This is a genomic window from Paenibacillus sp. SJS-P3 (assembly GCF_056711585.1).
Genome location: NZ_CM160043.1, coordinates 4,277,657 through 4,304,404, shown reverse-complemented (window position 1 = coordinate 4,304,404; position 26,748 = coordinate 4,277,657). Strand labels below are relative to the sequence as shown.

General features: G+C 59.2%; 23 protein-coding genes and 1 riboswitch. Of the genes, 15 read left to right on the top strand and 8 right to left on the bottom strand.

What is annotated here, in order from left to right; genetic code table 11:
- Positions 1–32 precede the first annotated feature (32 nt).
- From AC06G8_RS19790 to AC06G8_RS19780, 3 genes are all read left to right on the top strand, one after another.
- On the top strand, positions 33–1,595 hold the full coding sequence (locus AC06G8_RS19790) for a response regulator (protein ID WP_480283658.1): 1,563 nt from the start codon (positions 33–35) through the stop codon (positions 1,593–1,595).
- 178 nt (positions 1,596–1,773) lie between these two features.
- Positions 1,774–3,444, top strand: coding sequence for a cellulase family glycosylhydrolase (locus AC06G8_RS19785; RefSeq protein ID WP_480283657.1), 1,671 nt, complete (start codon positions 1,774–1,776; stop codon positions 3,442–3,444).
- A 294-nt stretch (positions 3,445–3,738) separates the two neighbouring features.
- The gene (locus tag AC06G8_RS19780; RefSeq protein WP_447662780.1) at positions 3,739–4,326 is read left to right on the top strand and encodes a YjgB family protein; all 588 of its coding nucleotides are present in this window, start codon (positions 3,739–3,741) and stop codon (positions 4,324–4,326) included.
- A 133-nt stretch (positions 4,327–4,459) separates the two neighbouring features.
- Here the strand turns inward: AC06G8_RS19780 and AC06G8_RS19775 are convergent, their stop codons facing one another.
- Positions 4,460–4,966, bottom strand: coding sequence for a PCYCGC motif-containing (lipo)protein (locus AC06G8_RS19775; RefSeq protein ID WP_480285470.1), 507 nt, complete (start codon positions 4,964–4,966; stop codon positions 4,460–4,462).
- Between the two features lie 205 nt (positions 4,967–5,171).
- On the opposite strand from AC06G8_RS19775, the gene AC06G8_RS19770 reads away from it, so the two are divergent.
- Positions 5,172–5,921, top strand: a complete 750-nt coding sequence (locus AC06G8_RS19770; protein ID WP_480283656.1) for a MerR family transcriptional regulator — start codon at positions 5,172–5,174, stop codon at positions 5,919–5,921.
- Positions 5,922–5,991: 70 nt separating this feature from the next.
- On the opposite strand, the gene AC06G8_RS19765 is transcribed toward AC06G8_RS19770, so the two are convergent.
- Positions 5,992–7,056, bottom strand: a complete 1,065-nt coding sequence (locus AC06G8_RS19765; protein ID WP_480283655.1) for a hypothetical protein — start codon at positions 7,054–7,056, stop codon at positions 5,992–5,994.
- A gap of 130 nt (positions 7,057–7,186) precedes the next feature.
- On the opposite strand from AC06G8_RS19765, the gene AC06G8_RS19760 reads away from it, so the two are divergent.
- Together AC06G8_RS19760 and AC06G8_RS19755 are read left to right on the top strand one after the other, a co-directional pair.
- Positions 7,187–7,981: a gluconate 2-dehydrogenase subunit 3 family protein gene (locus tag AC06G8_RS19760; RefSeq protein ID WP_480283654.1), complete on the top strand. Its 795-nt coding sequence runs from the start codon at positions 7,187–7,189 to the stop codon at positions 7,979–7,981.
- 18 nt (positions 7,982–7,999) lie between these two features.
- Positions 8,000–9,718 (top strand): GMC family oxidoreductase, encoded by a 1,719-nt coding sequence (locus AC06G8_RS19755; protein WP_447662776.1) that lies wholly within the window; start codon positions 8,000–8,002, stop codon positions 9,716–9,718.
- A gap of 433 nt (positions 9,719–10,151) precedes the next feature.
- Here the strand turns inward: AC06G8_RS19755 and AC06G8_RS19750 are convergent, their stop codons facing one another.
- On the bottom strand, positions 10,152–10,346 hold the full coding sequence (locus AC06G8_RS19750; protein WP_048744779.1) for a twin-arginine translocase TatA/TatE family subunit: 195 nt from the start codon (positions 10,344–10,346) through the stop codon (positions 10,152–10,154).
- A gap of 52 nt (positions 10,347–10,398) precedes the next feature.
- The gene (tatC, locus tag AC06G8_RS19745) at positions 10,399–11,127 is read right to left on the bottom strand and encodes a twin-arginine translocase subunit TatC (protein WP_480283653.1); all 729 of its coding nucleotides are present in this window, start codon (positions 11,125–11,127) and stop codon (positions 10,399–10,401) included.
- Between the two features lie 205 nt (positions 11,128–11,332).
- Here tatC and AC06G8_RS19740 point away from each other — a divergent pair, with 205 nt between their 5' ends.
- The 8 genes from AC06G8_RS19740 to AC06G8_RS19705 all read left to right on the top strand — a co-directional run bounded on the left by AC06G8_RS19740 (position 11,333) and on the right by AC06G8_RS19705 (position 20,455).
- Positions 11,333–11,701, top strand: coding sequence for a c-type cytochrome (locus AC06G8_RS19740; protein ID WP_447662774.1), 369 nt, complete (start codon positions 11,333–11,335; stop codon positions 11,699–11,701).
- Between the two features lie 346 nt (positions 11,702–12,047).
- The gene (locus AC06G8_RS19735) at positions 12,048–13,910 is read left to right on the top strand and encodes an LTA synthase family protein (protein WP_480283652.1); all 1,863 of its coding nucleotides are present in this window, start codon (positions 12,048–12,050) and stop codon (positions 13,908–13,910) included.
- Between the two features lie 205 nt (positions 13,911–14,115).
- Positions 14,116–14,313: riboswitch (cobalamin riboswitch) on the top strand.
- 162 nt (positions 14,314–14,475) lie between these two features.
- Positions 14,476–15,462 (top strand): DUF4430 domain-containing protein, encoded by a 987-nt coding sequence (locus tag AC06G8_RS19730; protein WP_480283651.1) that lies wholly within the window; start codon positions 14,476–14,478, stop codon positions 15,460–15,462.
- On the top strand, positions 15,455–16,348 hold the full coding sequence (locus AC06G8_RS19725) for an energy-coupling factor transporter transmembrane component T (RefSeq protein ID WP_480283650.1): 894 nt from the start codon (positions 15,455–15,457) through the stop codon (positions 16,346–16,348). Before AC06G8_RS19730 ends, AC06G8_RS19725 begins: the two co-directional genes overlap by 8 nt.
- Positions 16,321–17,994 carry an ABC transporter ATP-binding protein gene (locus AC06G8_RS19720; protein WP_480283649.1) on the top strand — a complete coding sequence of 558 codons (1,674 nt, stop codon included), beginning with the start codon at positions 16,321–16,323 and terminating at the stop codon, positions 17,992–17,994. The genes AC06G8_RS19725 and AC06G8_RS19720 overlap by 28 nt, the downstream gene beginning before the upstream one ends.
- Positions 17,991–18,692 (top strand): ECF transporter S component, encoded by a 702-nt coding sequence (locus AC06G8_RS19715; protein WP_480283648.1) that lies wholly within the window; start codon positions 17,991–17,993, stop codon positions 18,690–18,692. Before AC06G8_RS19720 ends, AC06G8_RS19715 begins: the two co-directional genes overlap by 4 nt.
- 220 nt (positions 18,693–18,912) lie before the next feature.
- The gene (locus AC06G8_RS19710; protein ID WP_480283647.1) at positions 18,913–19,425 is read left to right on the top strand and encodes an RNA polymerase sigma factor; all 513 of its coding nucleotides are present in this window, start codon (positions 18,913–18,915) and stop codon (positions 19,423–19,425) included.
- Positions 19,403–20,455: an anti-sigma factor gene (locus AC06G8_RS19705; protein WP_480283646.1), complete on the top strand. Its 1,053-nt coding sequence runs from the start codon at positions 19,403–19,405 to the stop codon at positions 20,453–20,455. The genes AC06G8_RS19710 and AC06G8_RS19705 overlap by 23 nt, the downstream gene beginning before the upstream one ends.
- Before the next feature lie 117 nt (positions 20,456–20,572).
- Here the strand turns inward: AC06G8_RS19705 and AC06G8_RS19700 are convergent, their stop codons facing one another.
- Positions 20,573–20,746, bottom strand: coding sequence for a hypothetical protein (locus AC06G8_RS19700; RefSeq protein WP_480283645.1), 174 nt, complete (start codon positions 20,744–20,746; stop codon positions 20,573–20,575).
- 14 nt (positions 20,747–20,760) lie between these two features.
- A complete protein-coding gene (locus AC06G8_RS19695; protein WP_447662767.1) occupies positions 20,761–21,138 on the bottom strand; it encodes a DUF948 domain-containing protein in 378 nt (125 codons plus the stop codon).
- Between the two features lie 524 nt (positions 21,139–21,662).
- Here AC06G8_RS19695 and AC06G8_RS19690 point away from each other — a divergent pair.
- Positions 21,663–22,289, top strand: a complete 627-nt coding sequence (locus AC06G8_RS19690; protein WP_480283644.1) for a uridine kinase family protein — start codon at positions 21,663–21,665, stop codon at positions 22,287–22,289.
- 1,430 nt (positions 22,290–23,719) lie between these two features.
- Here AC06G8_RS19690 and AC06G8_RS19685 read toward each other — a convergent pair.
- Positions 23,720–25,066 (bottom strand): glutamate-1-semialdehyde 2,1-aminomutase, encoded by a 1,347-nt coding sequence (locus AC06G8_RS19685; protein ID WP_447662765.1) that lies wholly within the window; start codon positions 25,064–25,066, stop codon positions 23,720–23,722.
- Between the two features lie 392 nt (positions 25,067–25,458).
- Positions 25,459–26,532 carry an LCP family protein gene (locus AC06G8_RS19680; protein WP_447662764.1) on the bottom strand — a complete coding sequence of 358 codons (1,074 nt, stop codon included), beginning with the start codon at positions 26,530–26,532 and terminating at the stop codon, positions 25,459–25,461.
- Between the last annotated feature and the right edge of the window lie 216 nt (positions 26,533–26,748).

Sequence of the window (26,748 nt, the reverse complement as noted above, 5' to 3'; positions counted from 1 at the left end):
GCAACTGATTCTAACACGGGGGAGAACATCTGATGCTAAGTCTGCTCATCGTCGACGACGAGAAAAATATCCGGCTCGGCCTGCAGGCCATGATCGAGCGCCAGTCCGCGGGCAACTTCACGTATTTCTTCGCCGAGAACGGCCGCGAGGCTCTGGAGCTTCTCGGCAGGGAAAGTATCGATATCATGATTACCGATATCCGCATGCCCGTCATGGACGGCATCGCCCTGCTGGAGAAAATGCAGGAGCTTCCCTCGATTCCGGCAGTCATCATTTTGAGCGGACATGACGATTTCCCTTACGCCCGGGCAGCCATACGCTATCAAGCGAAGGAATACCTGCTGAAGCCGATCGTTCGGGAGGAGCTGTTCGCCGCTCTCGGGAGGCTGGAGGAGGAAGCCGAGCGCCGCAGGGAGCGGGAAGCGGCGGCAGCTTTTTCTCCTCCACCGGGCCAGGAGGAGGATGCTGGCGGCCAGCTTGCCTACGTGCTGTCCCAGGAGCGGATCGACATCGATGAGATTCGCGGCAGGCTGCTTGGCGCCGGACTCGGCTGGCTGGAGGCGGGCTTCTCCGTGGCTTTGGTGAAGATGCCGGAATCAGCCGGGGCTGATGCTCTGTCCCTGATCGTGAGGGCGGGGAAAACGCTCGGAGGAGAAGGAGATCGTTGGACGGCCTGCCGGGACCGGGAAGGGCTGTTCGTCCTTGCGGCGGCCGACGAGGGACTGCTGCGGCGGCTGTCGGAGCAGCTGTCCGGCAACGTGCTGCTTCCGGCCCGAATGGCGCTCAGCTCCCGCGCTTCGGGAATCGCCCAGCTGCGCCGCTCCTACAGCCAGGCCAGGCAGGTATTGAAATACTTCCTGCTGTATCCAGAGTCGGAGCTGCTGTCGTATGTCGGGCTTGGCGACCGAAGCTCCGGCTGTCCGGTTCCTGTCGAGGCTGTCCGAAGACTGTCCAACATTCTCGGAACGGGCAAGCTGCAGGAGATGAAGCGGCTGCTGCAGCAGATTCTGGATATCCGGACGGTGAGCCGCTGCGAGATCGGTTATTTGGAGGCGATCAGCCGCGTCCTGAACGAAGAGGTGTTCGACCGCGTCTTCCGCCACTACGGCGAGGAGTCCATCGAGATTCTGAGGCTGTACCGCCGCGCTGGCCATATCGAGAACTTCGACCGCTTCGACGACTACTACCGTCTGGTGGAACAGCTGCTGGAGCGCCTCGACGAATATGTCGCCGGCGTCCGGGGCGCCCATGGCGAGCGCAAGGATATGCAGAAGGCGGTCGAATATTTGCATGAGCATTTCGCCAGCGACGTGAACATGGCCGTGGTGTCCAATCATATTTCGCTCAACTACACCTATTTCAGCCAGGCATTCAAGGAGTACACGGGGGAGAGCTTCTCGGTGTACCTCCGCAGGCTCCGGCTGGCCAAGGCCAAGGAGCTGCTGGGCACCTCGGACCGGAAGGTGTACGAGATCAGCACGATGTCGGGCTTCGACAACGTGAAGCATTTCACGCGAGTGTTCAAGGAAGTGGAGGGCATCACCCCGCTGGAGTACCGCAGCCGCCAGCTGACGCATGGTGCGGGACGCTCCTGACCTTGCGGCGGCTGAAGCTTGGGAAGCATGCGCCTGAAAAGCACGAGTCTGAGTGCGGATCTGACCTGGCAGCGGCGGTTGAACCCATTTCGCCGTCGCTCCTGAAGATGCCGGGACAAAGACGGATCCGATTGATTTCATATGTAACCGATTACTTTATGCCAGGGAGGAACCGGAAATGGAGAGCCGTCAGCAGGAAGTGGAAGGCTGGGTAAGAGCGGAAGGAAAGCGGCTGGTCAACGGCAGAGGCGAGGATCTGATCCTGCGCGGTACAGGGCTTGGAAGCTGGCTGCTGCCGGAGGGATATATGTGGAAGCTGCCCGAGGGCGGCGACCGGCCGCGGCGCATCGAGCGCATGGTGTCGGATCTGATCGGGGAAGAGGAGTCTCGAGCCTTCTGGCGGACGTACCATGAACGCTATACGGCCGAGTCAGACATCCGGCAGATGGCGATGGAAGGATTCAACTCCGTGCGGGTTCCCTTCAATGCGAGGATGCTGCTGGAAGGGGAACGGAATGCCCAAGGCTACAATGATGAAGCGCTGAAGCTGCTTGATGACGTCATCGGCTGGTGCCGCAAATGGAAGCTGTACGTCATTCTGGACATGCACGGAGCGCCGGGCGGCCAGACGGGAGCCAATATCGACGATTCCGAGAAGGATCTGCCCGAGCTCTATATCTCTCCGGAGCATCGGCAGGCAGCCATCGACATGTGGCGCATGCTGGCCGAGCGCTACCGCGACGAGTGGATCGTGGCGGGCTACGATCTCTTGAACGAGCCGCTGCCGGAGTATCACGGACAATACAACGGAGAAGCCGAGCCGCTGTATCGGGACATGATCGCCGCTATCCGCGAGGTCGACGAGCGCCATATGATCATCCTGGAGGGCGTCCATTGGTCGACCGACTGGTCGATCTTCACCGAGAAGCTGGACGGGAACGTGCTCTATCAATTCCATAAATACTGGAACAACCCGGATACGGAAAGCATCCGGAAGTACCTCGAATTCCGCGATGAGTGGAACGTGCCGATCTTCATGGGAGAGGGCGGCGAGAACGACCTGGACTGGTATGCAGGAGCGTTCCGGCTGTTCGAGGACCATGGCATCAGCTGGAATTTCTGGACGTGGAAGAAGATGGACACGATCAATTCCCCATGCTCGGTGGCCAAGCCGGTCGGCTGGGAGAAGCTCGGCGCCTATCTGGACGGAGGAGAGAAGCCGGATGCGTCCGAGGCCCGCGCCATTCTAGGCGCTTACCTGGATGGCCTCCCGCTGGAGGCATGCGACTATCATCCGGAAGTCGTCAACGCATTGTTCCGCAGGCTGCCGGTCCGCATCCCGGCCATCCATTACGGTTATGAGGGAGCTGGCAGCAGCTTCGGAAGCACGGGCGCCAAGGAATGGGAGAGCGGCTACCGCAAGGAAGACGGAATGGAGATCCGCTATCTCGACGGCAGGCCCAAGCTGCCTCCGACGGAGCCGGGCTGGCATCGCTGGGATACCGAGGGAGGGCTTTGCCTTGAGCTGAAGGATGGCGAATGGGCGGCATATGACTTTACCGTCCGCGGCGGGTCCGGGGCTGCGGAGACGGATAGGGCGGGCGAGGCGCACCCGGTTGAAGCTGCGAGGTATCGGCTGAAGCTCCACGCGATCGCTCTCGATCCGGCTGGAGCCGCGGCGGTCGAGCTGGACGGGCGTCCGCTTGCGGAGCTGTCTCCGGCAGTAGGCTGGGACGCGGTAGTACAGGAGGCCGAGCTGCCGGCGCTGGAGGAAGGCGCGCATCGGATCGTCGTCAAGGCTCGGGGAGCCTCCCTGCGGGTGGAATCCCTGCTGTTCGAGCGGATCTGAGAGGCGGAAAAAGAGTGGCGACGGCCGGAATCAAAGGGATGGCAAAAGGAAAGCCCGGAAGGCTGCTCGGCAGCCTTCCGGGCTTTTTTGGTCTGGAAATCCGGATTGAGGGACTAGGCAAAGGGAGGAGGCTCAAAGAACGGAGGGATTAATTTCCTGTCCGCCTGTCGGGAGAATCTGCGCAACAAATCGCCTGTCAGGGACGTCGGGTAGATATGAATCCATTACGAGGTAAATAGTTTACCTCTAAAATGGGTAAGGATTCCATACCCCAATCTACAGGAGGTCTTCAACATGAACTTGCAATGGACGAAAAAAACCGCCTTCGCTGTTCTCGCCGCCGGGGTCCTGGCAACATCCGGATCCGCGCTGCCTTACTCTTCCGCTCATGCAGCCGCTTCGACCGCTGCCGTATCGGCGCATGACCAGGCCGCAGCCAAGCTGAACAGCTTTTATAAGCCGGCTCTCAAGGGCCAATTCCCTGATTTCAACTCCTTCACGGTCGGAAAGACTACCCGCCAGACCGTCGTCAAGACGATCGGAGCGCCGATGATGCCGATGAAGGACTCGGACGGGTTCGACGTGTATACGGCGGACATGGGACAACCCGGCTACGCCTTCAACTACAAGCTGGGCAAAATCCGCGAGATGCGCTACTTCGGCACGAACGTGGAGCGCCAGACGAATATCGGCGGCATTACGGTCAAGCTGCTCGTGCAGCAGTGGGGAGCGCCCGACGCATCCGTCATTTTCAAGACGGGCAAGACGCAGCAGAAGAAGATCAGCTACGTGCGCGGGGATTACCAGCTCGACTTCATCTTCAACAACATCAACGGAACCGACTGCGCGCATATCAATCTGAAGGCCAAGACGTTGAAATAAGGTCTGGCATCAATCTTCATAGGCTGAAAGGTTCACGCGGGCGATCGTCAATGCCGCGAATGGAAAAAGAGGCTGTCGGGTAATTCCCCCGACAGCCTCTTTGCGCTGCCTTGCATGAGCTCGGTTGCTTGGCTCAGGAAGCCTTGTACTGCTCCTCGATGGCCTCGCGGATCTGCTGGGGCGTATTTCCTTCGGCCAGCATGCTGATGGACTGGGCCGCGATCTGCAGGCAGACGCCGCAGCGGGTGCCGTGATCGTCCCAGACGACGGAGCCGTCCTCCTTGATTTCATGGACGAAGCAGTTCATGTTGCTCTTATGTCCGGCGGAGCTTTCCATGCAGCCGCAATAACACGGCATACCCGCCAGCAGCTCCGTCGCCTGGCCGGCAGCCTGATAGACGAGCCGCACCTGCTCCGGCTGTCCGTCCAGGAACTTCGGCAGCGTCTCTGCCGATGCCGTCGTCTCCTGCAGATCGCCGCTGACCGTGTGGACCTCGCCGTCTCCATGCCCGGCATGGCCTTCTCCCCCGGATTGCGCGGCCTTGTCCGCTCCTCCGCTGCTGCAAGCAGCGGTCAGCAGCAGCAGGGACAGGGAGCCGAGCAGCGTTATCCTTCGAATCCTTCCGCCTAACGCCATCATCATGTCGCACAGCCTTTCCGGGAACTCTTGAGGCGAGCATGCGGCCCTGCCGACGCCAGCCCAGAGCGGCTTGTCCCGCATTGTCTGGCGCCAAGCGGGCTGGCTTGTCCCCGCGTTTTCTTTTTCTTACTATAACATAGGAAGATGCTGTTGACTCTCACGCAGCGTGAGGCCTTATTCTGAGGCAGAAGGGAGAGACGCGAATATGCTCAAGGTGAAGGAAGCAGCGGAGCTGGCCGGCATCAGCGTGCGCACGCTGCATCATTACGACGAGATCGGCCTGCTTCATCCGGAGGAAGCGACGGAGTCCGGCTACCGGCTGTATTCCGACCGCGATCTCGCCATGCTCCAGCAGATCCTGTTTTTTCGCGAGCTCGGATTCCCTTTGAAGCAGATCAAGTCCATTCTCCAGGATCCGGGCTTCTCGGAAGCCGAAGCGCTGCGGCTGCACCGGGATATGCTGCTGGAGAAGCGGAGGAGGCTAGATGCCATGATCCGCACCGTCGACAAGACGCTGCGGCATGCCGAAGGAGAGATGAAGATGAGCAGCACGGAAAGGTTTGAAGGATTCGATTTCTCGTCCAATCCCTACGAGAAGGAAGCGCGCGAACGCTGGGGCGACCGGAAGGTTGACGAGGCGGAGGCGGCAGCGAAGGGCATGACGAAGCAGGACCAGGAAGCCTTCAACGACGTTTATCGCCGGCTGGCGGATGTTCGGCATCTGCAGCCGGATTCCGCTCCGGCGCAGGAGGCGGTCGGGGAGTGGTACCGCGTGCTTCAGACGTTCGGCACGTACACGCCGGAGATGTTCCGGGGACTCGGCCGGATGTACGTCGACGATGCGCGGTTCACAGCCAACATCGACAAGTTCGGCGACGGTCTCGCTGTCTTCATGCGCGACGCGATGGCTGCGTACGCAGATCGAGCCCGGGAAGAGGAAGCCGGAGGGAACTGAAGGATGAGGAAACAAGGAAAAGGCAGCTCCGGAGCAAGGTCCGGGCTGCCTTTTTCCTTTTTGCGGAAACTTAACGCTGCTGCTTTCCGACCAGCTTCAGCAGCTCGCCGAGCAGATCGCCGGCCTTGGCCGCATCTTTGTTGGAAACAGCGATGGGCCCGGCTTTGTCGCTTGCCGATGTACCCTTGACCGTCCCCTCGGGAGCCATTTCCGTCCCGGCTGCGCCTCCCGCCGTGCCTCCCGCCGTGCCTCCCGCCGTGCCTCCCGCCGTGCCTCCCGCCGTGCCTCCCGCCGTGCCTCCCGCAGCGCCTCCCGCCGTGCCTCCCGCCATGCCTCCGGCAGCGCCGTTCTGCTCGAGCAGGCTCCGGAGCTTGTCGATCAGCTTGATGGCTTGGGAGCTTTCGATGCTGTCCACGTCGACTTGATCGCCGAGATATTCCTTGAGCTTGGCCTTCGCCTCTTCCAGGTTGCTGGAATCGACGCTTTTGGCGCCGTAAGTGCCCGCGGATTTCGTGTTCTCGGCTCCGTGGCCGCTGAAGCCCGCCGTTCCGCTCAGCAGCTTCTTCTGCATCGGATCGTAGCTTGCGGACGTCATGCCGCGCTTCGAGGAAGCGAGAATGACGTGGTCGTCAAACACGAATACCTTCACGCCTTCGATGCCGTCGGCTTTGAGCCGGGATTGCAGATGCGACGAGAAGCCGCCGCTGTGCAGGCCGGAGCTGCCGATGAGGCTGTAGGTCGACGTTCCGAGTCCATGCGTCGTTCCGGCATGCTCGTAAGTCGTCGTTTTTTTGTTCCGGTCGATGCTCGGAATTTCCGTCGTGCCGTCCGCCATTCCATACCCAGAAGCTCCGTATGGATGGTGGCCGTCCATGCCCATGCCGTAGCCGGTAATCCGCTCACCCGTGCGCTCCAGCGCGCGCGTGCCGCTGCGAGCCGAATGGCTCACGTCGCGGCCTACGTTTTCGATTCCTCTAACCGTGTTATTGCCCGCTTTCTCCAGGCCTCGCACGGCCGAATGACCGGCTCCATGCATCTGCTTTCCATTTTCCTTGGCCGGGCCCGCGCATGCGCCCAGCGCCGCCATGCTGCCGACTAGCACGCTGGCGGCCGCAAACCGTATCGCTTTTTTCATCAAGTGCAACCTCCATCCGCATATTGACAAGCGCAAATAGGGTATCCTTTTGATTTCAAATGTATAATGCTTTCTTCTTGGAAAATAATACGGACATTACCATCTTGCAATCAGGGAGGAATCTATCCGCATGGACACAGACAAGCAGGGCCCCGGCGCGGACCGGAAGGATCCCGTACAGGAGCCGTCAAGAAGGCGGTTTCTCATTCGTTCCGGGTATGCGCTTGGAGGACTTGTCGTCGGGGGAGCCGTAGGCGCGCTCATTCCCCGCAAGCATGCAGAGGCGAACACGGGCAAGGAGGGGGTAGGAACCGCCGCCACCGCCGCCACCAAGGTACCCGGAAACTTCAACCGCGCGCTCATGTTCTTCACCCAGTCCCAGTTCGCGATCGTGCAAGCCGCTATGGAGCGGATCTATCCCGAGGACGACCACGGGCCCGGAGCCGCTTCCTTGGGCTCCGCCTTCTTCATCGATCATCAGCTCGCCGGCGATTACGGCTTCAACTCCCGCGACTACATGTCCCCGCCTTTCTATGCGGGCGAAAAGGTCCAAGGCTATCAGGGCAGGCTGCTGCGGCGGGACATGTATCTCATCGGGCTGCAGGAGATGGACAATTACAGCCAGACGAAATACCAGAAGGGCTTCGCCTCGCTCGAGCCCGCGCAGCAGGACCAGGTGCTGGCCGCGTTCCAGGCCGACGAGGTGAAGCTGACCACAATCTCGGCCAGCGGCTTCTTCAATATGCTGCGCGCGAATACGATCGAGGGCGCCTACAGCGATCCGCTGTACGGCGGCAATGCCGACATGGCCGGCTGGAAGATGAGGAACTACCCGGGCAACCAGATGAGCTACACCAATATCATCGAGAAGGATTTCACGAAGATCGCTCCGCAAAGCCTGCAGGAGCATATGGCGATCCATTAGCCGGAAGGAGCTGTCAGCATGCCAAGGAAATTACCCAAAACCGACGTCGTCGTCGTCGGGGTCGGCTGGGCAGGGGGCATCATCGCCTCCGAGCTGACCAAGCAAGGTCTAGGCGTCGTTGGGCTGGAGCGCGGAAGAGAGCGCAAGACCGAAGATTATTTCATGGTCCATGACGAGCTTCGCTACGGCGTGAGGTACGATTTGATGCAGGATCTGTCCAAGGAAACGATCACGTTCCGCAGCAAGGAGCAGGTAAGGGCGCTGCCGATGCGGCAGTACGGCTCGTTCCTGCTCGGCGACGGGCTGGGCGGCGCCGGCGTGCACTGGAACGGACAGACATTCCGCTTTTTGCCCTATGATTTCCAGATCCGGACGAAAACGATCGAGCGCTACGGAAAGGCGAAAATTCCGGACGGCATGACGCTGCAGGATTGGGGTGTCACGTACGACGAGATGGAGCCTTACTACGACAAGTTCGAGAAGCTGATCGGGCTGTCCGGCGAGGAGAACCCGCTTGGAGGCAAGCGGTCGAATCCTTATCCGACGCCTCCGATGAAGAAGACTCCCGCCATGCAGAAATTCATCGAAGCGGCCAAGAAGCTGAACCTGAATCCCTATATGCAGCCTTCCGCCAACCTGTCGGAAAACTATACGAATCCGGACGGGGTGTCGCGCGCGGCTTGCCAGTACTGCGGGTATTGCGAACGGTTCGGCTGCGAGTACGGAGCCAAGGCGGACCCTGTCGTCACCGTCATTCCGGTCGCCAAAAAAACGGGGAAATTCGAAATCAGGACCCATTCCAACGTTCGCCGAATCTTACATACCGGGGGCAAGGCGACAGGAGTGCTCTATACGGACGTCACGACCGGCGAGGAGATCGAGCAGCCGGCGGACATCGTCGTCGTCACGAGTTATGTGTTCAACAATGTGCGCTTGATGCTGATGTCCGGCATCGGCAAGCCGTACGATCCCGCCACCGGCAAGGGCGTCATCGGCCGCAACTATGCCTATCAGGTCCTTAAGGGCAACGCGGCGGGATTTTTCGAGAACGAGGAATTCAACAACTTCGCGGGGGCAGGCGCTCTCGGCGTCAATCTCGACAACTACAACGGAGACAACTTCGACCACAGCGACCTGAAGTTCATCCACGGCGGCTCCATCAGCATCGGCCAGACCGGCCAGCGCCCGATCCTGAACAACCCGGTCCCTTCGGGAACGCCGGCATGGGGAGCCGAATTCAAGAAGAATTCCCTGAAATACGCCAACCGGGTGCTGTCTGTCGGAGGCCAAGGGTCGTCGATGCCGTTCCGCCATCACTTCCTCGATCTCGATCCGACCTACAAGGACACGTTCGGCGACCCGCTCGTGCGGATCACGTTCGACTTCGAGGAGCAGGACCGCGAGCTGGCGGTGTTCCTGGCCAACAAATCGGCCGAGATCGTCAAGGAGATGGGCGCGAGCCATGTCGAACAGCTCAAGGAACTGGGGCCGTACGACATCGTGACCTATCAGTCCACGCATAATACGGGCGGCGTCGTGATGGGCGACTCCCCGGAAACGTCGGCGGTGAACAGCTATTCCCAAAGCTGGGATGTCGACAATCTGTTCGTCGTGGGCGCAAGCTCGTTCCCGATGAACTCGGGCTACAATCCGACCGGCACGGTCGGGGCGCTCGCTTACCGGGCCGCGGAGGGGATACTGGAATACCACAAGAAAGGCGGCAGCCTGGCGAAATAAAACTTCAAGGGCCAACCGAACCGATTGGCCCTTTTCCTTGCGCATATGGCGGTACGCAGAAGCAGGATAAGGCGGAAAACGGGCCTTGATGGTGCTTCCAGCGGTATGAAGAGGTAGATTAAGGACCGAAACGGGCCTTAATGGTGCTTCCAGCGGTATGCAGAGGTGGATTAAGGACCGAAACGGCCCTTAATGGTGCTTCCAGCGGTATGCAGAGGTGGATAAGGACCGAAACGGGCCTTAATGGTGCTTCCAGCGGTATGCAGAGGTGGATAAGGACCGAAACGGGCCTTAATGATGCTTCCAGCGGTATGCAGAGGTGGATAAGGACCGAAACGGCCCTTAGCCAGGACCAGCCTTAACATAACAAAGAGGCTGTCTCTCGCCGAAGCGGCGCTTGAGACAGCCCCATTCAAATGCTCGCAGCAAGAAGCTAGTTCAGCTGCTTGCGCTCTTCCTTGGACGGTTCGATGACATCGTCGTCGACGATTCCTTTGGTCGAGTTGCGGAACTCGCGCAGCGTATCGCCGAAGGCGCGCCCAAGCTGAGGAAGCTTGGCCGGGCCGAACACGATCAGGGCAATGGCGAAAATGATGACCAGCCCGGAAATGCCGATATTGTTGAACATGATGTTGGTCTCCTTTCCGATCAGATATCAGCCGGCACGGGCCTTCGGCGCCTCACGGGGAGGCGACGGGCTGCGCTCGGCGGTTATAGAGCCTGACAGACAGGAACGCGCTGATCTCGTACAGCACAACGAGCGGAATCGTCACCGATAGATGGGAGACGAAATCCGGCGGCGAGATGCAGGAGCCGACGACGGCCAGGCCGAGATAGGCGTATTTGCGCGTCTGCTTGAGCCTGGCCGGAGTCAGCATGCCGATCCGGGTGAGGAACAGAATGACGAGCGGCATCTCGAAAGCAAGCGCGAGCGGGAACACGACGCTGAACAGGAAAGAGAAGTAGCGGTCGATGCCGTACGTTTCAACGGCGCCTACCGTCCGGTTCATTTTTTGCATGAACTCCAGCATCATCGGGAACACGACCAAGTAGCTGAAGGCCAGACCCGTCAAGAAGAGCAGGAAGGAGGCCGGAACGTACATCAGCGTCCCCTTGGCCTCCCTGTCGGTGAGCCCGGGCTTCACGAAAGCCCACAGCTGGAACAGAACGACCGGCAGCACGAGCACGAGGGCGAAAAGCGTCGCGCAGCGCAAGTAGACGAACAATCCATCCGTGTAGGCGAACACATTCCATTGAACGTCTGTTCCGGCATGCGAGCGGATCAGCTTCAGCAAATGGGGGGAGGCGTACATGCCGCCGCAAAATGCGGTGACAAAGCAAGCTCCGACCACGATCAATCGCCGCCGCAGCTCCTCCAGATGGCGGATCCATTCCTCCTGCGCGGACATTGGGCAGCACCTCCTTCACCGGTTCGGGCCGCCGGCAGAATGGCAGTTCTTGCCTCGGCGGTTTCCAGGTACAGGAATAGATTCTCCGAATGAAGGAAGCCTTATGCACAAAAGGAATTCGCAGCATGCGAAGAACAAGCATGAGGAAGGAAAATTCGGGGATTCTACTTGTATCCGAAAGGATAATCGAAGGAGGCATGTACCGATGGATCCTAAGAAAAAATGGCTTCTCGCGGCCGTGCTGGCTCTGTTCGTGCTTGCGGCTGCCGCCTGCGGCGGAGGCAACAAGAACAACGGCGGGACAGGAAACGCCGGTGAAGCGACGCCGGCCGGCAATGGCGGCACGACGACCGCTCATGCGGAGGAAGTGTACAAGTCCAACTGCATCAGCTGCCATGCGGCTGATCTCGGGGGAGGCGTCGGCCCGAACCTGCAGAAGATCGGCGCCAGCGAGTCGGCGGAGAAGATCCGCCATCAGATCGAGAATGGAGGCGGAGGCATGCCGGCCTACAAAGGAACGCTCAGCGACGCGGATATCACCGCGCTGACCGACTGGCTTGCCTCCAAGAAGTAAACAGCCGCGGAAATCCCCGCAGCCTCAAGATGAGGAGCGGGGATTTTTTGCGTTCCGATTTGCCGGTCCGAGGGGCAACCTGTGAGCCGGGAGGCGGCTGCACGCTGCTTGCCAACCCGGCTCTTGAGTTCGGGATCTTGCCAGCCTCTGCCCCCTGTTTCATGACATGCCCTCCTAGTTTATGGGTCTATACCCATTTCCAAAAGATTCCTGACAAGGAGCCATGATTTGATTGACTGCTTAAATAACCGGATGTATGATATATGGCGTTGGCGGCGTTCGAAGCGAATCCGTCCGATTTCACGTTCTCATTCCATTATTCTACAGGTAAGGAAGTCATGTCGAAATGAAGATCATTTTACGGCTGGGCAACCTCCGTTTTTTGCTGTTTACCCTTATTCTGCTGGCCAAGAGCGCTCTGGCCTGGTATATCGTGTTCGAAGACGGTCCCAGCTGGACCATGCTGCTGACGGAGATTCCGTTCATGTGGGCCGTATTCTGCCTGATTGAGTGGCTGGCTTCCAAACGCAAGCTGCTGTATTACACTCTGGCGGATCTGGCGTTCACTTTCCTGTATTTCGCGGTTCTGATGTACTTCAAGTATTACGGCGTCATCGTCACCTACCATCAGCTCAACCAGGCGGGCAAAGTGACCGAGGTCGGGGAAAGCACGTATTCCTTGATGGATCCTTATTATCTGCTCGTCTTCGCCGACATCATCATTCTGCTGTTCCTGCATGTGCGGCTGCGGATAAAGAAGAAATCCGGATATGACGCCAGCAGGCTGCTACCGTACCGGAAGCCCGCGGTGCTTGGCATTCTCGTCCTTTCCGTGGCTCTCTGCGTCTTCGATATCTGGCCGAACCGGGCCAGCATGAACGAAAGCAAGCAGGCGGAGGAAATGGGCATCCTCAATTACGAATTCTATACGCTGCTGTCGGACGGCATCGACAAGCAGGAGACCGAGACGGTTCCGGTCACCCAGGCGGCGATCGACGAGCTCAAGGGTATTTCCGCCAGCCCGAATCCGGATGCCTTCGGCGCCGCGAAAGGCAAGAACGTCATCATCATCCAGATGGAATCGTTCCAGAACTTCCTGGTCGGGCTCAAGGTGGATGGCCGGGAAGTCACGCCGAATATCAACAAGCTCGCCGATGAGAATTACTACTACAAGAACTTCTACAGCTCTGCGGGCTCCGGCACGACCTCCGACGCCGAGTATGTGGTCAACACGTCGCTGTACGTTCCCGCGCATGAGCCGGCGGTGCAGGCGCTTCCGAAGAACGGCCTTCCGAGCCTGCCCAAGCTGCTCCAGAAGATCGGCTACGAGACGGCGACATTCCATACGAACGACGTCCAGTTCTGGAACCGCTCCGAGCTGTACCCGGCTCTTGGATGGCAGCATTTTTATGACAAAAGCTATTTCGGAGACGGCGATCATGTGGCGTTCGGCGCCTCGGACAGCGTCCTCTTCTCCAAAACGATGCCGAAGCTGGAGGAGATGAGCGCATCCGGCAAGCCGTTCTACGCTCAGATCATTACGATGAGCGCCCACCATCCGTACAATATCCCGGAATCCAAGATGACGCTGGATTTGCCGGACAACTTGGACGACACGCTGCTTGGGCGTTATTTGCAGGCGCAGCACTTCGCGGATCAAGCGCTTGGCCGATTCATCGACGAGATGAAGAGCAGCGGGATGTGGGACAACAGCATGGTCATGTTTTACGGCGACCATCAAGGGCTGCCCGTCTATACGCTCGACAAGAATGAAAAGACGTCCATCGATGCGATGATCGGCCATGAATACAGCTATGCCGACATGTTCAACATTCCGTTCATCCTTCACGCTCCGGGCGTTACGGGACCTTCCGTCATTACCGAGACAGGCGGGCAGATCGACATCATGCCGACCGTGGCGAATCTGGCGGGAATTCCGCTTGCGGACCAGATCCACTTCGGCACCGACCTGCTGAATCTCAAGGGACGTCCGAACATGCTGCCGGTGCGGCATTTCCTTCCTACCGGCTCGGTCATTACGGATTCCGACGTGTTCGTTCCCGGCAATGCGTTCGAGGACGGCACCAACTACCCTCTCGTGGGCAAGGACACCGGCGGACGCAAGACGACCGAGGATGAATTCAACCGCACCCTTGAGCTGTTGAAGCTGTCCGACAGCTACAGCCAGACGCTGCGGGATGAGCCTTGATTCAGCCGGAATTTTTGAAGACAGCCTTGCTCACGAGCATGGCTGTCTTTCTTTCTTTCTTTCTTTCGCGGCTGTGCGCCAAGCATTGAAGGAGGCGGAGAATATCCGGGAACCGGCTGCCGGGTCGTCGCGGCGCTTGGAGCCGCAAACTGGGTACTGTGTTTTGAAGCGGAGTCTGCTACAATGAGGGATGACTTTTTACAATTGCATAGCTGCTTTTATGGTGCCTGCGCGGGTATTTCGCCTGCGGGGCTTAATAGGGAAGTTCGATGGAAATTCGACGCGGTCCCGCCACTGTGAAGCCGAGCGGCTGCCCGAGGCATCCACTGTCCCTGCCGGGATGGGAAGGAAGGGCGGCGCGATGAAGCGAAGCCAGGAGACCTGCCATAGAAAGCTTGAATCATAGCTTCCCGCGAGGATGGGAGGGAGAGCTGCGGGCAGCGGCTGTTTGCCTGTACGCCTGCCCGCGGCGAGGCATCCCTTTCGGACATCTTTCACGTGAAAGATGTCTTTTTTGGCTTGTCCGCTCCGGGGAGCGCTCGGGCATAGAGGAGGCTTCAGGGCAATGAACGGAAGAAACAGTTTGAATAAAGCGATCGGCATTATCGCCGCAGTGATGATTTTGGGAGGCACCGCATGGCTGTACGGCGCCGGACCGCTCGCGAAGCCGGCCGGAGGGCAGGAAGCCTCCCTGGCGGGCAAGTCCGATGCGGCGCTGGCTTCGGGAGATGGAGCCGCAGAGGGGCTTGTCCCGCCGCAGGCCGAGGAAGGGCAGGCTGCGGGAAGCCCCATTCCGTCTCCGGGAGCAGCGGCGAAGCCGTCCATCGGACCGGAAGCGTCGGCACAGGCGAGCGGCGCAGCAGCATCGGCAACGCCTGCGCCGGGCGGGAACGGGACCGGGGGAGAAGGAGCGGCAGGAGCGGGAACCCCGCCGCCTTCCGGTTCCGGCCAGCCGCAAGCGACGCCGGGCTCTGAAGCAGGCACGGCCAAGCCGGCGCCGACGGAATCGGCGACAACTACGGCCAAGCCGGCGCCTTCCGATGCGGGAGCGGGCGCATCCAAGCCGAAGGCGACAAGCGGTGTTGCATCGCCTGTTTCCAAGCCGACAGCCCCGGCGGCAACCCCCGCCGTCAAGCCGAAGCCTTCCGCGCCGGCCGCCAAGCCGCCGCAGGATCAAGCCGTCACGATATCGGTTGCCGGCTCGGCCAAGACGGGCATCATTCTCAAGTCGACCCGGGTCGAGGCCGAGGAAGGCGATACGGTGCTGGATGTGCTGAAGAAAGTAGCGCGCATCCAGAAATTGGTCGTCGATTACAGCGGCAAGGGAGCGGCCGCCTATGTGAGCGGAATCGGCAATCTGTATGAATTCGACGAGGGAGCGGGCAGCGGCTGGCTGTTCAGCGTGAACGGCATCTTCTCGAGCCGCAGCGCCGGAACGTCGGTACTCAAGCCGGGCGATGAGGTCCGCTGGGTGTACACGACCGATTACGGCAAGGATGTCGGAGCCTCGGACGGAGACGGAGCTGGAAGCGGCAAGGGCTCCGATGATTAGGGGGCTGGGGTTTGCCGGCCTCCATCCCGCCGTGGCGATGCTTTATTTCCTGGTGCTGCTCGTCTCCTGCATGATGTTCACCGATCCCGTCATGTCGGGATTGACGCTGCTGGCGCTCATCGCGCTGCATCTGACTCTCGACGGCGGACAGGCCATGAAGCGCGGCTTGAAGGTTTATGCCATCCTGGCTTTATTCATCTTCGTCACCAATCCCTTGTTCTCCAGCAGAGGCGCCACGATTCTGTTCTACTTCCGCGACCGGCCGGTTACGCAGGAATCCGTCGTTTACGGGGCTCTGTTCGCTCTCTCTCTGGTCAATGTCCTGCTCGCCTTTGCTGCGTACAGCCTGGTCATCACCTCGGATAAATTCCTGCTGCTGGCCGCTCCGATTGCGCCCCAAACGGCGTTCGCCGTCACCGTGACGCTCCGCTTCATCCCGCTGCTGACGCGCAGGCTGAAGCAGATCATGACCGTTCAGCGGGCATTCGGCTACATCTACCCCGGCATGCGCAAGAAGCTGCTGATGCGGGAAGGGATGGAGACGATGCACACCCTTGTCGCCTGGTCGCTGGAGGAGGCGATGCAATCCGCCGCCTCGATGCGCTCGCGCGGGTACGGGAGCGGCAAGCGCAGCAGCGCCGTCCGGTACCGGATAGAAACGCGGGATTGGGCCTTCCTCTGGCTCATCGTGCTTGCCGGAAGCAATGTCGTCATCGGACGGCTGTACGGCGTCCACGACTACGAAGTGTTTCCCAGGCTTCAGCCGCTGGACGGATCGCTCACGGCATGGGTCCACTTGGGCTGTTATGCGGTCTTTCTGGCGATTCCGCCGGCCATGAACGGAAAGGAGCGTCTGCATTGGCGCATTATCAGATCGAGAATGTAAGCTTCCGGTATGCGGGCGGCGACGCTCCGATATTGGACGATATTTCAGTCGATATCGAGGAGGGCGATTTTGTCCTCCTATGCGGCCCGTCCGGCTGCGGCAAGACGACGCTGCTGCGCCAGCTGAAGAACGAGGTGCGGCCGGCGGGCAAGCGGGAAGGCAGCATCCGTTATGGCGGAGCGTCGATCGAGGAGCTGCCGGCGCGGCGGTCTGTCGAAGAGATCGGCATGGTGTGCCAGCATCCCGACAGCCAGATCGTCATGAACACGGTCTGGCAGGAGCTTGTCTTCGCCATGGAGAACCTCGGTTATCCGGCGGAGCAGATCCAGCGCCGGATCGGCGAGCTCGTGCCGTTCTTCGGCATGGAGGGATGGCTGCATCGGCAAGTGCATGAGCTGTCCGGCGGCCAGAAGCAGCTGCTCAGCCTGGCGTCGGTCATGTCGCTGCGGCCGAAGGCGCTGCTGCTCGACGAGCCGACGGCGCAGCTGGATCCAATCGCTGCGAGGGAATTCATCGGCCTGCTGGCCCGGATAAACGAAGAAATGTCGATCACGGTCATCATCAGCGAGCACCGGCTCGAGGATCTGTTCCCGCTCGTGACGAAGGCTCTCGTCCTGAGGGAAGGCCGCGTCGCCTACGCGGGCTCTCCCGGAGAGGTCGCCCGCCGGATCAGCCGTTCCGGCGACGGAGAATATGCGGCGTTCCTGCCTTCGGCGACCCGGCTCTACCTGCAGGGCGGAGGGGGCGAAGAGGACGGCGCTGTGCCGCTGACGGTCAGGGACGGCAAGCAATGGCTGCAGGCGCGGACAGGCAAGCATGACGTGGCGGACGGTCAACGTGGCGGAACGTTCATGGCGGAAGGAAAGCCGGCATCGGCTGTTGCGCCTCCCGGCAAGCCGCTGCTGACGGGCAAAGGACTTTATTTCGCCTATGAGAAGGATGCTCCCATGGTGCTCGGAGGGCTTGATCTGGACATTCGCGAAGGCGAGCTGTTCGCCCTGTTCGGCAGCAACGGCAGCGGCAAGTCGACGCTGCTGCAGGTCATCGCGGGGGTCATCAGGCCGCTGCGGGGCAGCCTGTCGCTGGAAGGCGAGAGCCTGCTCAAGAAGCGCCGCGCGGGCTCGATCGGATATGTCGCCCAAAACCCGCTGCTGTACTTCACTCGCGATACGATCGGGGCGCAGCTGGACGACAGGCTGGAGCGGCTCGGCCTGGACAAGCGGGAGAGCCGTCTCCAGGAGCTGCTGGAGCTGTTCGAGCTGGAGGGGCTGCAGTCCCGCCATCCGTTCGATCTCAGCGGCGGCCAGCAGCAGAGGCTGGCCCTGCTGATCGTGCTGCTCGGAAATCCCAGCCTGCTGCTGCTCGACGAGCCGACCAAGGGGCTTGATCCGCTCTTCAAGGGAAAGCTTGCCGAGCTGCTCGGCGATCTTCGGAGGCGGGGGACGACCATCCTGATGGTCAGCCATGATGTCGAATTCGCCGCTTCCCATGCGGACCGCTGCGGGCTGCTGTTCGACGGCCGCATGGCGGCGGCCGAGGATACCCGCTCTTTCATGCGGGAGAATTACTTTTATACGACTGCCGTGCAGCGAGCCGCCGGCAGCCTCTATCCGGACGCCGTCGTCCTGGAGGACGTGCCGTTATGAGCGGGCCTCTGCGCAAAGGACTGTACGTCCTCAGCTTCGGCGGAATCGCCGCGCTGCTCGTGCTCGTGCTGTCGAGGAGAGAGCTCTATCTGCCGCTCAGCCTCATCATGATTGGGCTGGCCATGCTTCCGTTCTTCATCCGCTTCGAGCGCAGGCGGCTGCGCGCCGAGGAGCTGCTGCTGATCGCCATGCTCGGCGCCATCGCTGCGGTGAGCCGCGTACCGTTCGCGGCGCTGCCGGGCGTGCAGCCCGTTTCGTTCGTCGTCATCATGGCGGCGCTCGTCTTTGGAGCGGAGACGGGCTTCCTGGTCGGAAGCATCGCTGCGGTCGCCTCCAACCTGATGCTCGGACAGGGCCCTTGGACGCCGTGGCAGATGTTCGGCTGGGGCATGATCGGCTTCACAGCGGGCCTGCTGAGGCATACCCGCTTCATGGCGAGCCGCTGGGGACGCGCTGCGTTCGGCTTCGGCTGGGGCTTTCTATTCGGCTGGATCATGAATCTGTGGTCCTTGCTCGGATTTTACGACCGGCTGAGCTGGCCGGCCTTCGCCTCGGTCTATGCAGCCAGCTTTTATTTCGATCTCGCGCATGCGCTTTCCAACGTGTTCTTCCTGACGCTGTTTTCCGGCATCTGGCTGAAAATATTGGGCCGGGTCAAACAAAAATACGGCCTGCTGGAGAACGGACGGGCCGGATAGCATGCCGGACAGTCTGGATTATGAATCCCCGATCTTTTTCTATTCCTTCGTCAAGAAGACCCGAGGCGCAAGGCAGCCAAGCTGCTCTGCGCCTTTTCCTTTTCCTTAGCCAAGGAAAAGAGCTGGAGTGCCGGCCAAGGGAGGAAAAATGTCGGAATCGAAGGCGGCGTTGTATACAAGCGGGCATGGAGATCCGTTATAGGGCTAGGAAGGGAGGCGCATGGTGGAGCAGAGGATGCGCGAAGCGCTTAGTAGGAAAGCAAGGCAAATCCAAGGATATTTGATTCGTCTTGGCGCCGAACGGACGCTCGCGGAGGATATCGTTCAGGAAACCGTCTACAAGGGGCTTGTCCATATGGACGCCATCCATCCGGACAAGTTTTCAGCTTGGCTGTATAAGGTTGCTTTGAATCATTATTACGATATATGCCGCAGGCAGAAACGCATTATGGTTCCTTATGAGGAAAGCCCGGCGGATGATGCCGGAGGAGACCCGGAGCTGAACATGCTGCGCAAAGAAAAGCGGGAAGAGATCGACCGCGTGCTGGACCGGCTGAATCCGGTATATAAGCAGCTGCTGATCATGAAGTATGAGCTGGACCTCAGCTATCAGGAAATAGCCGGTCTGCTCGGCATTCGCGTGGAGAAGGTGAAAACCTATCTGTTCCGGGCGCGAAAGCAATTCCAAAAGCTATACGGAGGGATGGAACATGACGGAGGAAACGAAGAATGATCGCGAAATGGAGCCTGATGGCGGCGAGACGGGGCAGGAAAACGACGGTTGGAGGGAAGATGGAGATCTCTCGGGACTGATGCGCAAAGCGAAAAGGCGATCGCTGCTCCGCAGCGCGGTCATCTCCGCGTCTGTCGCGGTCATCGTATTGGGAGGAGCGTTGATTGCCAATCTTCAGCTGCTTTACAGAAGCTCGGATAACGCGCTGCGAGATATTTCCCTGATCAAGCAGATCAGCGGACCCAATTCGTATGAAGGGGGCTACCGGGTGGATTTCGGCCTGCTGACAGGGAAGCTGGACATCCAGACCTACAAGCTGCTCGAGGGCGTGCCGGTCGTCCAAGGCGCCGAGCCTTACGAATACAATGTGCTTGGCCATTTCTCCAAGCCGGCGGGAGGGTACAATCTGGGGCTGGAGGATGCGGTCATGAAGGAAGCGAAGCTGGACTACATGCGCCCTTACAATCCGCAGACGGGTGAGCGCGAGATGCTCTTCTATCTCCCTGACATTTCCTACCCGCGGACGTTGAACGAGCTCCCGCAGCTGGAGGCCATGGATTCGGACAAGCTTGTCGAGCTTGCCGTTTCATTCGACAAAGCCTACACGGTCAAGGAAATCAGGGCCATGCTGCCTCCCGATGCCCATCCCGTATGGTATTGGGTGGACACCTACTCGAACCGCTTCCCGTATGAAACGAAAAAAATGCCGGATGGAAGCTCTGTCAGCCCGTTTCCGGACAGCGAGACCGGCGTGTATGGCTTTGGCCGACACCCCGATAAGGAGACGAATACGGCGACCGAAGAGGATTTCCTGAAGCTGATTCAGGCCGGTCTCGACCAGAAGGGGAAGTATGAGGGCGAATACAAGCGGATTTACGATTATTTGCGAAAGGACAAGCCCGCTCCCCAGACGAGCGATGTGCGCATATGGGGTGTCGTCGTGACGGGCACGGCGGAGCATCTTAAGGCGCTGAAGGGAAAGCCTTACTTGAAAGCCGCCGTATTCGGGACGATTGCGGACCGGTATTAGGCTGATGGGTAGACATTTCCAGCCAGCCGCCGTTAGGGCAAAAAGGTCCGGGACGATAGCGTCCTAGACCTTTTGTTGTATACCAGTGAACGATTAGAGGCATAGATGTTCTGCCTGCTAAAGCGAATAGTTGATGGAGTGGAGGAACCAGTTCAAGGTGATGATGGCTACCGCCAGATGGAGCAGGACGGGCAGCCAGGCTTTGCGCGGCAGCTGCAGATCCTGGACGAGGCTGATGACGGCCCAAATGAATATGACCAGATAGGAAAGCTGAATTAGAAGCGTGGGCATCGCGGATCCCCCCTTTACTTCAAGTTGATCTGGATCGCTTTTTTCTTCGGCGCTTCCGTCTCCGCCGCAGGGTGGAGCACGTCCCCGATCGCGGCAGCTGCCTGCTTGACGGTTCTCGTTACGCTGTGAAGCGCTTCTCCGACATCATGCGCGGATTCGAAGATCGGCTCTACCGTACGGATTTTGCCTTTGACGTCGGCAGTAATCAGATTGGCCGTATGGATCAGCATCTTGGATTCGTCGGTCAGCCCGTGTATGGCGTTGCGGACTTCCGAGAGGGTGCGGTTGGTCTCGCTGAGAGTACTCATGCCTTTATTGAGAATACGGATGACGAAGAACACCAGAACGACGAAAGCGGCGGCGCTGGCCGCTATGCTCAGCGGTATGATCATGTCTCCTCCTCCTTACTAGGTAGCCTATGTGCAAGCCCGGCAGATATGCCTCTCTCTTGATCCCGGCTGCTCCTATACGTTGCGGAGGAACGAGCGCAGACGGGCTTTTGCGCTGCTTGCAAAAGCTCTATTCTTAGCAGCTATTCTGGCTTAGGATAGAGAAAGACGAGGCGGAGGTCCTGAGGTCCTGAGGTCAGGAAGAGCATGAGGAAGGCGACAGAAGGACAGAATGGCTGGGCCGGAGTATAGAACAGGAAAACAGGATGGGACAACAGGATCAGCCGGATAGGATAGTAGGGGCGGATTATAGAATAGGGACGCAGGATAGGACAGCAGGATAGGACAGCAGGATAAGACAGCAGGATGAGGAACAGCAGGATAGGACAGCAGGATGAGGAACAGAAAGATAGAAATTTCTGAGGAAGAGCAACGACAGGATGAGCAGCGACAGGATGAGCAGCGTTAGGATGAGCAAAGACAAGAAGGATGCTAGTCACGGTGCAGATCGGCAGGAGGAGAAAGCAATGGCTTTATGCGTTGGCATCGCGGGAGGTACGGGCAGCGGGAAAACGACCTTGAGCCGCTATTTGGCAGGGAATCTAGCGGAGTTCCGCGTCCGAGTGATCCATATGGACAAGTTCTACATAGAGCAGCGTCCCCGGACGATCGCCCCGCTCAGCGGCCAAGAGTACGAGGACTTCAATCATCCGGACGCCTTGGATCTGGACGCGGTCGGCCGGGAGCTTCGGGAGGCACTGGAGGAAGAGGACATCGTCCTGATCGAGGGATTTCTGCTGTTTGCCATCAAGGAATTGGTGGATAGGCTGGATTATAAAATTTTCGTCGATTGTCCTTCCGACGAGCGGCTGGCCCGCAGGCTCGGCAAGTTCAAGAACGGCAAGTACACGCAGGAGGAGACGGTCAGGGAGTATTTGGAGCTGGTGCGGCCGCGGCATGATGGCTACGTGGAGCCGACCCGCTGGCAAGCGGATCTCGTGCTCAATGGCTCTCTTCCAACCGCCAGAGGCGGGGAAATGCTGCTGGAATGGATCCGGTTCAAGGCGGCTCAGCCGATGCCCGCGCAGCATTTGAGCGTAAAAATGAATGCGTGCTTTCCGAACCGACCCACCGCAATCCGAGGATTCTCCTGATTCACGTATCGAAAGAATGCCTACTACGGACGGATCAGGCTGACCCCTAAAAGCAATGTGGCTTGTTTCGAGCCTTAGAGCCTGCTCATGCAGCCCGGAGAGGGCCAATAAGGCTTCTTTTGAGCCTTAGAGCCAGCTCATGCAGCCCGAAGAGGGCCGATAAGGCTTATTTTGAGCCTTAGAGCCAGCTCATGCAGCCCGAAGAGGCCGATAAGGCTTATTTTGAGCCTTAGAGCCAGCTCATGCAGCCCGAAGAGGGCCAATAAGGCTTCTTTTGGACCTACGTCAAGAAAGTAGACAGTAGGTAACGGACAATTTTAGGAAATCTGCTTAAACGCAGCTGCAAACGAGCAGGTGATAGATACCCAAGAGAAGCGTGGATTCGCTTCCGGTTAGCTGTGAAAAGACTCCCCATGCTGGCGTTGTCATAGCAGTTCCTCACGGCTCATATTCGCCCTTCATGTTGTACTGAGGGAGTTGGCTGCGGTATTGGTGGGAAGTGTACACAGCTTCCTCGATCCGAGTGGTGCAAGAGTTCCGGTCGGGGGCGTTTTGGGGTCGTGAGCCATCTTCAGCGCGTCGAGCACTAGATCCGTTTTCATTTGAGGAGCCAGCTCCAAGCCTACAATTTCATGGGTACAGAGATCCAGACGTTAGCTAGATAAAGTCGTTCCTCGCGACAGGGGATATAGCTTTAAACATGCGGGAGATTGCACCGCTGCGGTTGCTCACTCATGTGAGTGAACACCTCCATCTACGATTCGCTCCTGTTTACCCTAAACTCAGGGAATAAGGCGGAAAAACCGTCTAATTCGTTCCTATTTACCCTAAACTCAGGGAATAAGGCGGAAAAACCGTCTAATTCGTTCCTATTTACCCTAAACTCAAGGAATAAGGCGGAAAAACCGTCTAATTCGCTCCTAGTTACCCTAAACTCATTGAATAAGACGGAAAAACCGTCTAATTCGCTCCTAGTTACCCTAAACTCTAAGAATAAGACGGAAAAACCGTCTAATTCGCTCCTAGTTACCCTAAACTCAAAGAATAAGGCGGAAAAACCGTCTAATTCGCTCCTAGTTACCCTAAACTCTAAGAATAAGACGGAAAAACCGTCTAATTCGTTTCCTAGTTACCCTGAATTCAAGGAATAAGACGAAAAATCGTCTAATTCACTTACTCATGTGAACACTTCCATTTACGGTTATTATTGGCTTTCCGTTATCGGGTGTTCACTTTTTATTCTAGTGCATTTCGAAACCTTAGAGCCTGCTCAAGCAGCCGGAAGAGCAAATAAACGGAATCCAGATTTTCCACCATAAAAGAGCGGTCCCGGAAGTCAAAAATGACTTTCGAAGACCGCTCTTTTTTGGGCAGCATGCTTTGGGCTTCTAGCTCGACATGGCTGATATTTAGCTCGACATGGCCGATATTTAGCTCGACATGGCCGCGAACGATTCCTCCGCCGCCTCCAGAGTCCGGGCGATGTCGGCTTCCGCATGCGCCGTCGTCAGGAACCAGGCTTCGTACTTGGATGGCGCGAGGCAGATGCCGCGCTCCAGCATGAGGCGGAAGAAGCGGGCGAACTGCTCGCCGTCCGTATCCTGCGCCTGGTCGTAATTCGTGACCGGATGGTCGCAGAAGTGGGTGGAGAAAGCGCCGCGGATCCGGTTGACCGTCAGTGGAATGCCGTGGCGAGCCGCAAGATCGGCCAGGCCGTCTGCCAGCCCTGCGGCGAGGCGGTCCATGCGCTCATAGACGCCAGGCTCCTGCAGAACCTCCAGGCAGGCGATGCCGGAGGCGATGGAGGCCGGATTGCCGGCCATCGTGCCCGCCTGATAGGCGGGGCCGAGCGGGGCGACCTGCTCCATGATGATTTTGCGGCCGCCATAAGCGCCTATCGGCAGCCCGCCGCCGATGATTTTGCCCAGCGCGGTCAGATCCGGCTCGATGGCGGCGTGATCCGGGAATGCGGCGAAGGTCTGGGCGCTGCCGTAGTGGAAGCGGAACGCCGTAATGACCTCGTCATAGATGACGAGAGCTCCGGCTTCGCGCGTCAAGCGGCACAGCTCTTCGAGGAAGCCGGGTTCAGGCATGACCATGCCGAAGTTGCCGACGATCGGCTCCACCATGACGGCGGCCGTCTCGCTGCCCCAGCGCTCCAAAGCCGCCTTCAGCGCCGGAATATCATTGAACGGCACCGTGATGACTTCGCTGGCGATGCTCTGCGGAATGCCCGCGCTGTCCGGAATGCCGAGCGTGGACGGGCCGGAGCCGGCGGCCACGAGCACCAGATCGGAGTGGCCGTGGTAACAGCCGGCGAACTTGATGATCTTGTTGCGCCCTGTGTATGCCCGGGCGACACGGATCGTCGTCATGACGGCCTCTGTGCCGGAATTGACGAAGCGGACCTTGTCCATGGACGGAATGGCGTCCTTCAGCATGCGCGCGAGCTTGATTTCAAGCTCCGTCGGCGTGCCGTAGAGCGTGCCGTTGGCCGCTGCCCGGCTGATCGCTTCTGTAATATGCGGATGGGCGTGGCCCGTAATGATCGGACCGTAAGCACATAGGTAATCGATATATTTATTGCCGTCGACATCCCAGAAATAAGGGCCTTCGGCGCGCTTCATGAACACGGGAGCACCGCCGCCGACCGCCTTGAAGGAACGGCTCGGACTGTTGACGCCGCCGACGATATGCTGGAGAGCTTCGCCGTACAGCTCCTCTGAGCGTGCGCGGGAAGAGCCGGGGACGGCGAAGGGATCGGTTGAAAGGGACATGATAGGCCTCCTGGAAAATAAGGGTTGGGATAAGGGGGGATATGGGCGGATCGACACTTTGGGAATAATCGGCCAGCTGCAGCGATAGACGTGCGGAAACAGCGTTCAGCTTCGGCCCTAGAAAGTCGGAAATAGCGTTCTTCTGCAGCGAAAGAGTGGCGGAGAGAGCGGGCTGGAAGCAATGGATGGCAGGAAGCGAGCAATCGAGCAGGGGAGCTGCCTGCCGCGCAGCCGTCAGAAAAGGAGGGCAAGACGCATCCTATGGGGGATGGTCCTGCCCTAATGGGTCAAGGCTTCAGTTCAGACGGTCGGGCGGAGATTTGCCGCCGCCCAGCCTTGCAGGCAAAGGGGCGATCCAGGCTGGCTTCAAGCCGCTTGCGCAAGCTTCCGGGCTAAGGACTGCCTGTCCCGGCATTCGAAGCATTGTCCGCGCCGGAATTCGCGGCAGGATCCGGCTGGGATTCATCCTCCGTCAGGACCTCCTGCACATAGTCGCGAAGCTTGGCTTCGTTGCGGACGGTGAGCACGGATGCGCCGCCGATCTTCTCGTCGGCCAGCAGATCGCTGGGCGGCAGCTGGGCGGTACCTGCGTTGCGGAGGCCGAAGCCGAGCTGGCCGAGCTTGAACATGTCGTCGGACGACATGTTCGTTTCGACATACGGGCTGACGCTGCGGATGATCGAGCTCAGCTTGGTGATGTTGCCGAGATCCTGCATCTTGACGGCGACCGCGCTGAGGAACTTGCGCTGGCGCTCGGTGCGGGTGAAGTCGCTCGTCGCATCGTGGCGGAACCGGACGTATTGGAGCGCCTGGTCGCCGTTCAGATGCTGGTAGCCCTTCTGCAGGTCGATGTCGTAACGGTTGCCGTCGGCGTTGTCGGTGTATTTCATCCTCTTCTCGACATCGATGTCGATGCCGCCGATGGCGTCGACAAGCGATTTGAAGCCTTCGAATTCGGTGTAAATATAATACTGGATCTCCAGTCCCGTCAGCTCGCTGATCATCTGCATCGACAGCTTGTAGCCGCCCTGCACGATCGCTTCGTTGGCGCGGCCTTTGCCGTGGCCGGGAATGCTGACGTACGTGTCGCGGAGCAGGGAGAATAGATGGGCTTTCTTCGTGACGGGATCGATCGACAACACCATCATGGAATCGGAGCGGGCCGGTTCGTTCGCGCTCTTGTTCTCGCGTCCGTCTCCTCCCATGAACAGGATGTTCACGCGCTCCTTGCCTTCCCACTCGGGAGGCTGCTCCAGCGAGGCATTGTTCTCGAACTGGGTGAACTTGGACTTGTCCGGCGGCTTCTGGAGCTCGTCAAGCGCTCTGACATTGTCGACAATATAATAGGCTAGGGCAGCGGCCATAATAAGCAGGACGCTGAAGAGCGCCCATAACCAGGTCCGTCGCTTTCGTTTTGGCGGCTTCGGCTTGGATGAGCCCTGCTGCCGACTTTTTCTGCTTTCCATTCGGCGGTGTAACTCCCTTCGCATGTTGAGGCTGAAATGGATTCTAACGGAACAAATCGGCAGAAAAGTCGGGATATTGAACCCCCGGGCTGCAATTGGAGCCTGTCCGACGTACTGGAAGGCGCCAATGCAGCCGGTCGCCGGGTTATGGGCTCTGCTGGCCGATCCTGGGGCATGCTGTCCGGCTTGCTTCCCCTGGCTGTCGTAACATATCAT

Bases quoted from the DNA above. Each gene is read 5' to 3' on its own strand.
- AC06G8_RS19740 (WP_447662774.1), top strand. From the start codon at position 11,333: ATGGATCCTAAGAAAAAATGGCTTCTCGCGGCCGTGCTGGCTCTGTTC.
- AC06G8_RS19775 (WP_480285470.1), bottom strand. From the start codon at position 4,966: ATGATGGCGTTAGGCGGAAGGATTCGAAGGATAACGCTGCTCGGCTCC.
- AC06G8_RS19715 (WP_480283648.1), top strand. From the start codon at position 17,991: ATGAGCGGGCCTCTGCGCAAAGGACTGTACGTCCTCAGCTTCGGCGGA.
- AC06G8_RS19770 (WP_480283656.1), top strand. From the start codon at position 5,172: ATGCTCAAGGTGAAGGAAGCAGCGGAGCTGGCCGGCATCAGCGTGCGC.
- AC06G8_RS19680 (WP_447662764.1), bottom strand. From the start codon at position 26,532: ATGGAAAGCAGAAAAAGTCGGCAGCAGGGCTCATCCAAGCCGAAGCCG.
- AC06G8_RS19725 (WP_480283650.1), top strand. From the start codon at position 15,455: ATGATTAGGGGGCTGGGGTTTGCCGGCCTCCATCCCGCCGTGGCGATG.
- AC06G8_RS19705 (WP_480283646.1), top strand. From the start codon at position 19,403: ATGACGGAGGAAACGAAGAATGATCGCGAAATGGAGCCTGATGGCGGC.
- AC06G8_RS19685 (WP_447662765.1), bottom strand. From the start codon at position 25,066: ATGTCCCTTTCAACCGATCCCTTCGCCGTCCCCGGCTCTTCCCGCGCA.
- AC06G8_RS19760 (WP_480283654.1), top strand. From the start codon at position 7,187: ATGGACACAGACAAGCAGGGCCCCGGCGCGGACCGGAAGGATCCCGTA.
- AC06G8_RS19750 (WP_048744779.1), bottom strand. From the start codon at position 10,346: ATGTTCAACAATATCGGCATTTCCGGGCTGGTCATCATTTTCGCCATT.
- AC06G8_RS19790 (WP_480283658.1), top strand. From the start codon at position 33: ATGCTAAGTCTGCTCATCGTCGACGACGAGAAAAATATCCGGCTCGGC.
- AC06G8_RS19695 (WP_447662767.1), bottom strand. From the start codon at position 21,138: ATGATCATACCGCTGAGCATAGCGGCCAGCGCCGCCGCTTTCGTCGTT.
- AC06G8_RS19710 (WP_480283647.1), top strand. From the start codon at position 18,913: ATGGTGGAGCAGAGGATGCGCGAAGCGCTTAGTAGGAAAGCAAGGCAA.
- AC06G8_RS19765 (WP_480283655.1), bottom strand. From the start codon at position 7,056: ATGAAAAAAGCGATACGGTTTGCGGCCGCCAGCGTGCTAGTCGGCAGC.
- AC06G8_RS19780 (WP_447662780.1), top strand. From the start codon at position 3,739: ATGAACTTGCAATGGACGAAAAAAACCGCCTTCGCTGTTCTCGCCGCC.
- AC06G8_RS19730 (WP_480283651.1), top strand. From the start codon at position 14,476: ATGAACGGAAGAAACAGTTTGAATAAAGCGATCGGCATTATCGCCGCA.
- AC06G8_RS19690 (WP_480283644.1), top strand. From the start codon at position 21,663: ATGGCTTTATGCGTTGGCATCGCGGGAGGTACGGGCAGCGGGAAAACG.
- AC06G8_RS19755 (WP_447662776.1), top strand. From the start codon at position 8,000: ATGCCAAGGAAATTACCCAAAACCGACGTCGTCGTCGTCGGGGTCGGC.
- AC06G8_RS19735 (WP_480283652.1), top strand. From the start codon at position 12,048: ATGAAGATCATTTTACGGCTGGGCAACCTCCGTTTTTTGCTGTTTACC.
- AC06G8_RS19785 (WP_480283657.1), top strand. From the start codon at position 1,774: ATGGAGAGCCGTCAGCAGGAAGTGGAAGGCTGGGTAAGAGCGGAAGGA.
- tatC (WP_480283653.1), bottom strand. From the start codon at position 11,127: ATGTCCGCGCAGGAGGAATGGATCCGCCATCTGGAGGAGCTGCGGCGG.
- AC06G8_RS19700 (WP_480283645.1), bottom strand. From the start codon at position 20,746: ATGCCCACGCTTCTAATTCAGCTTTCCTATCTGGTCATATTCATTTGG.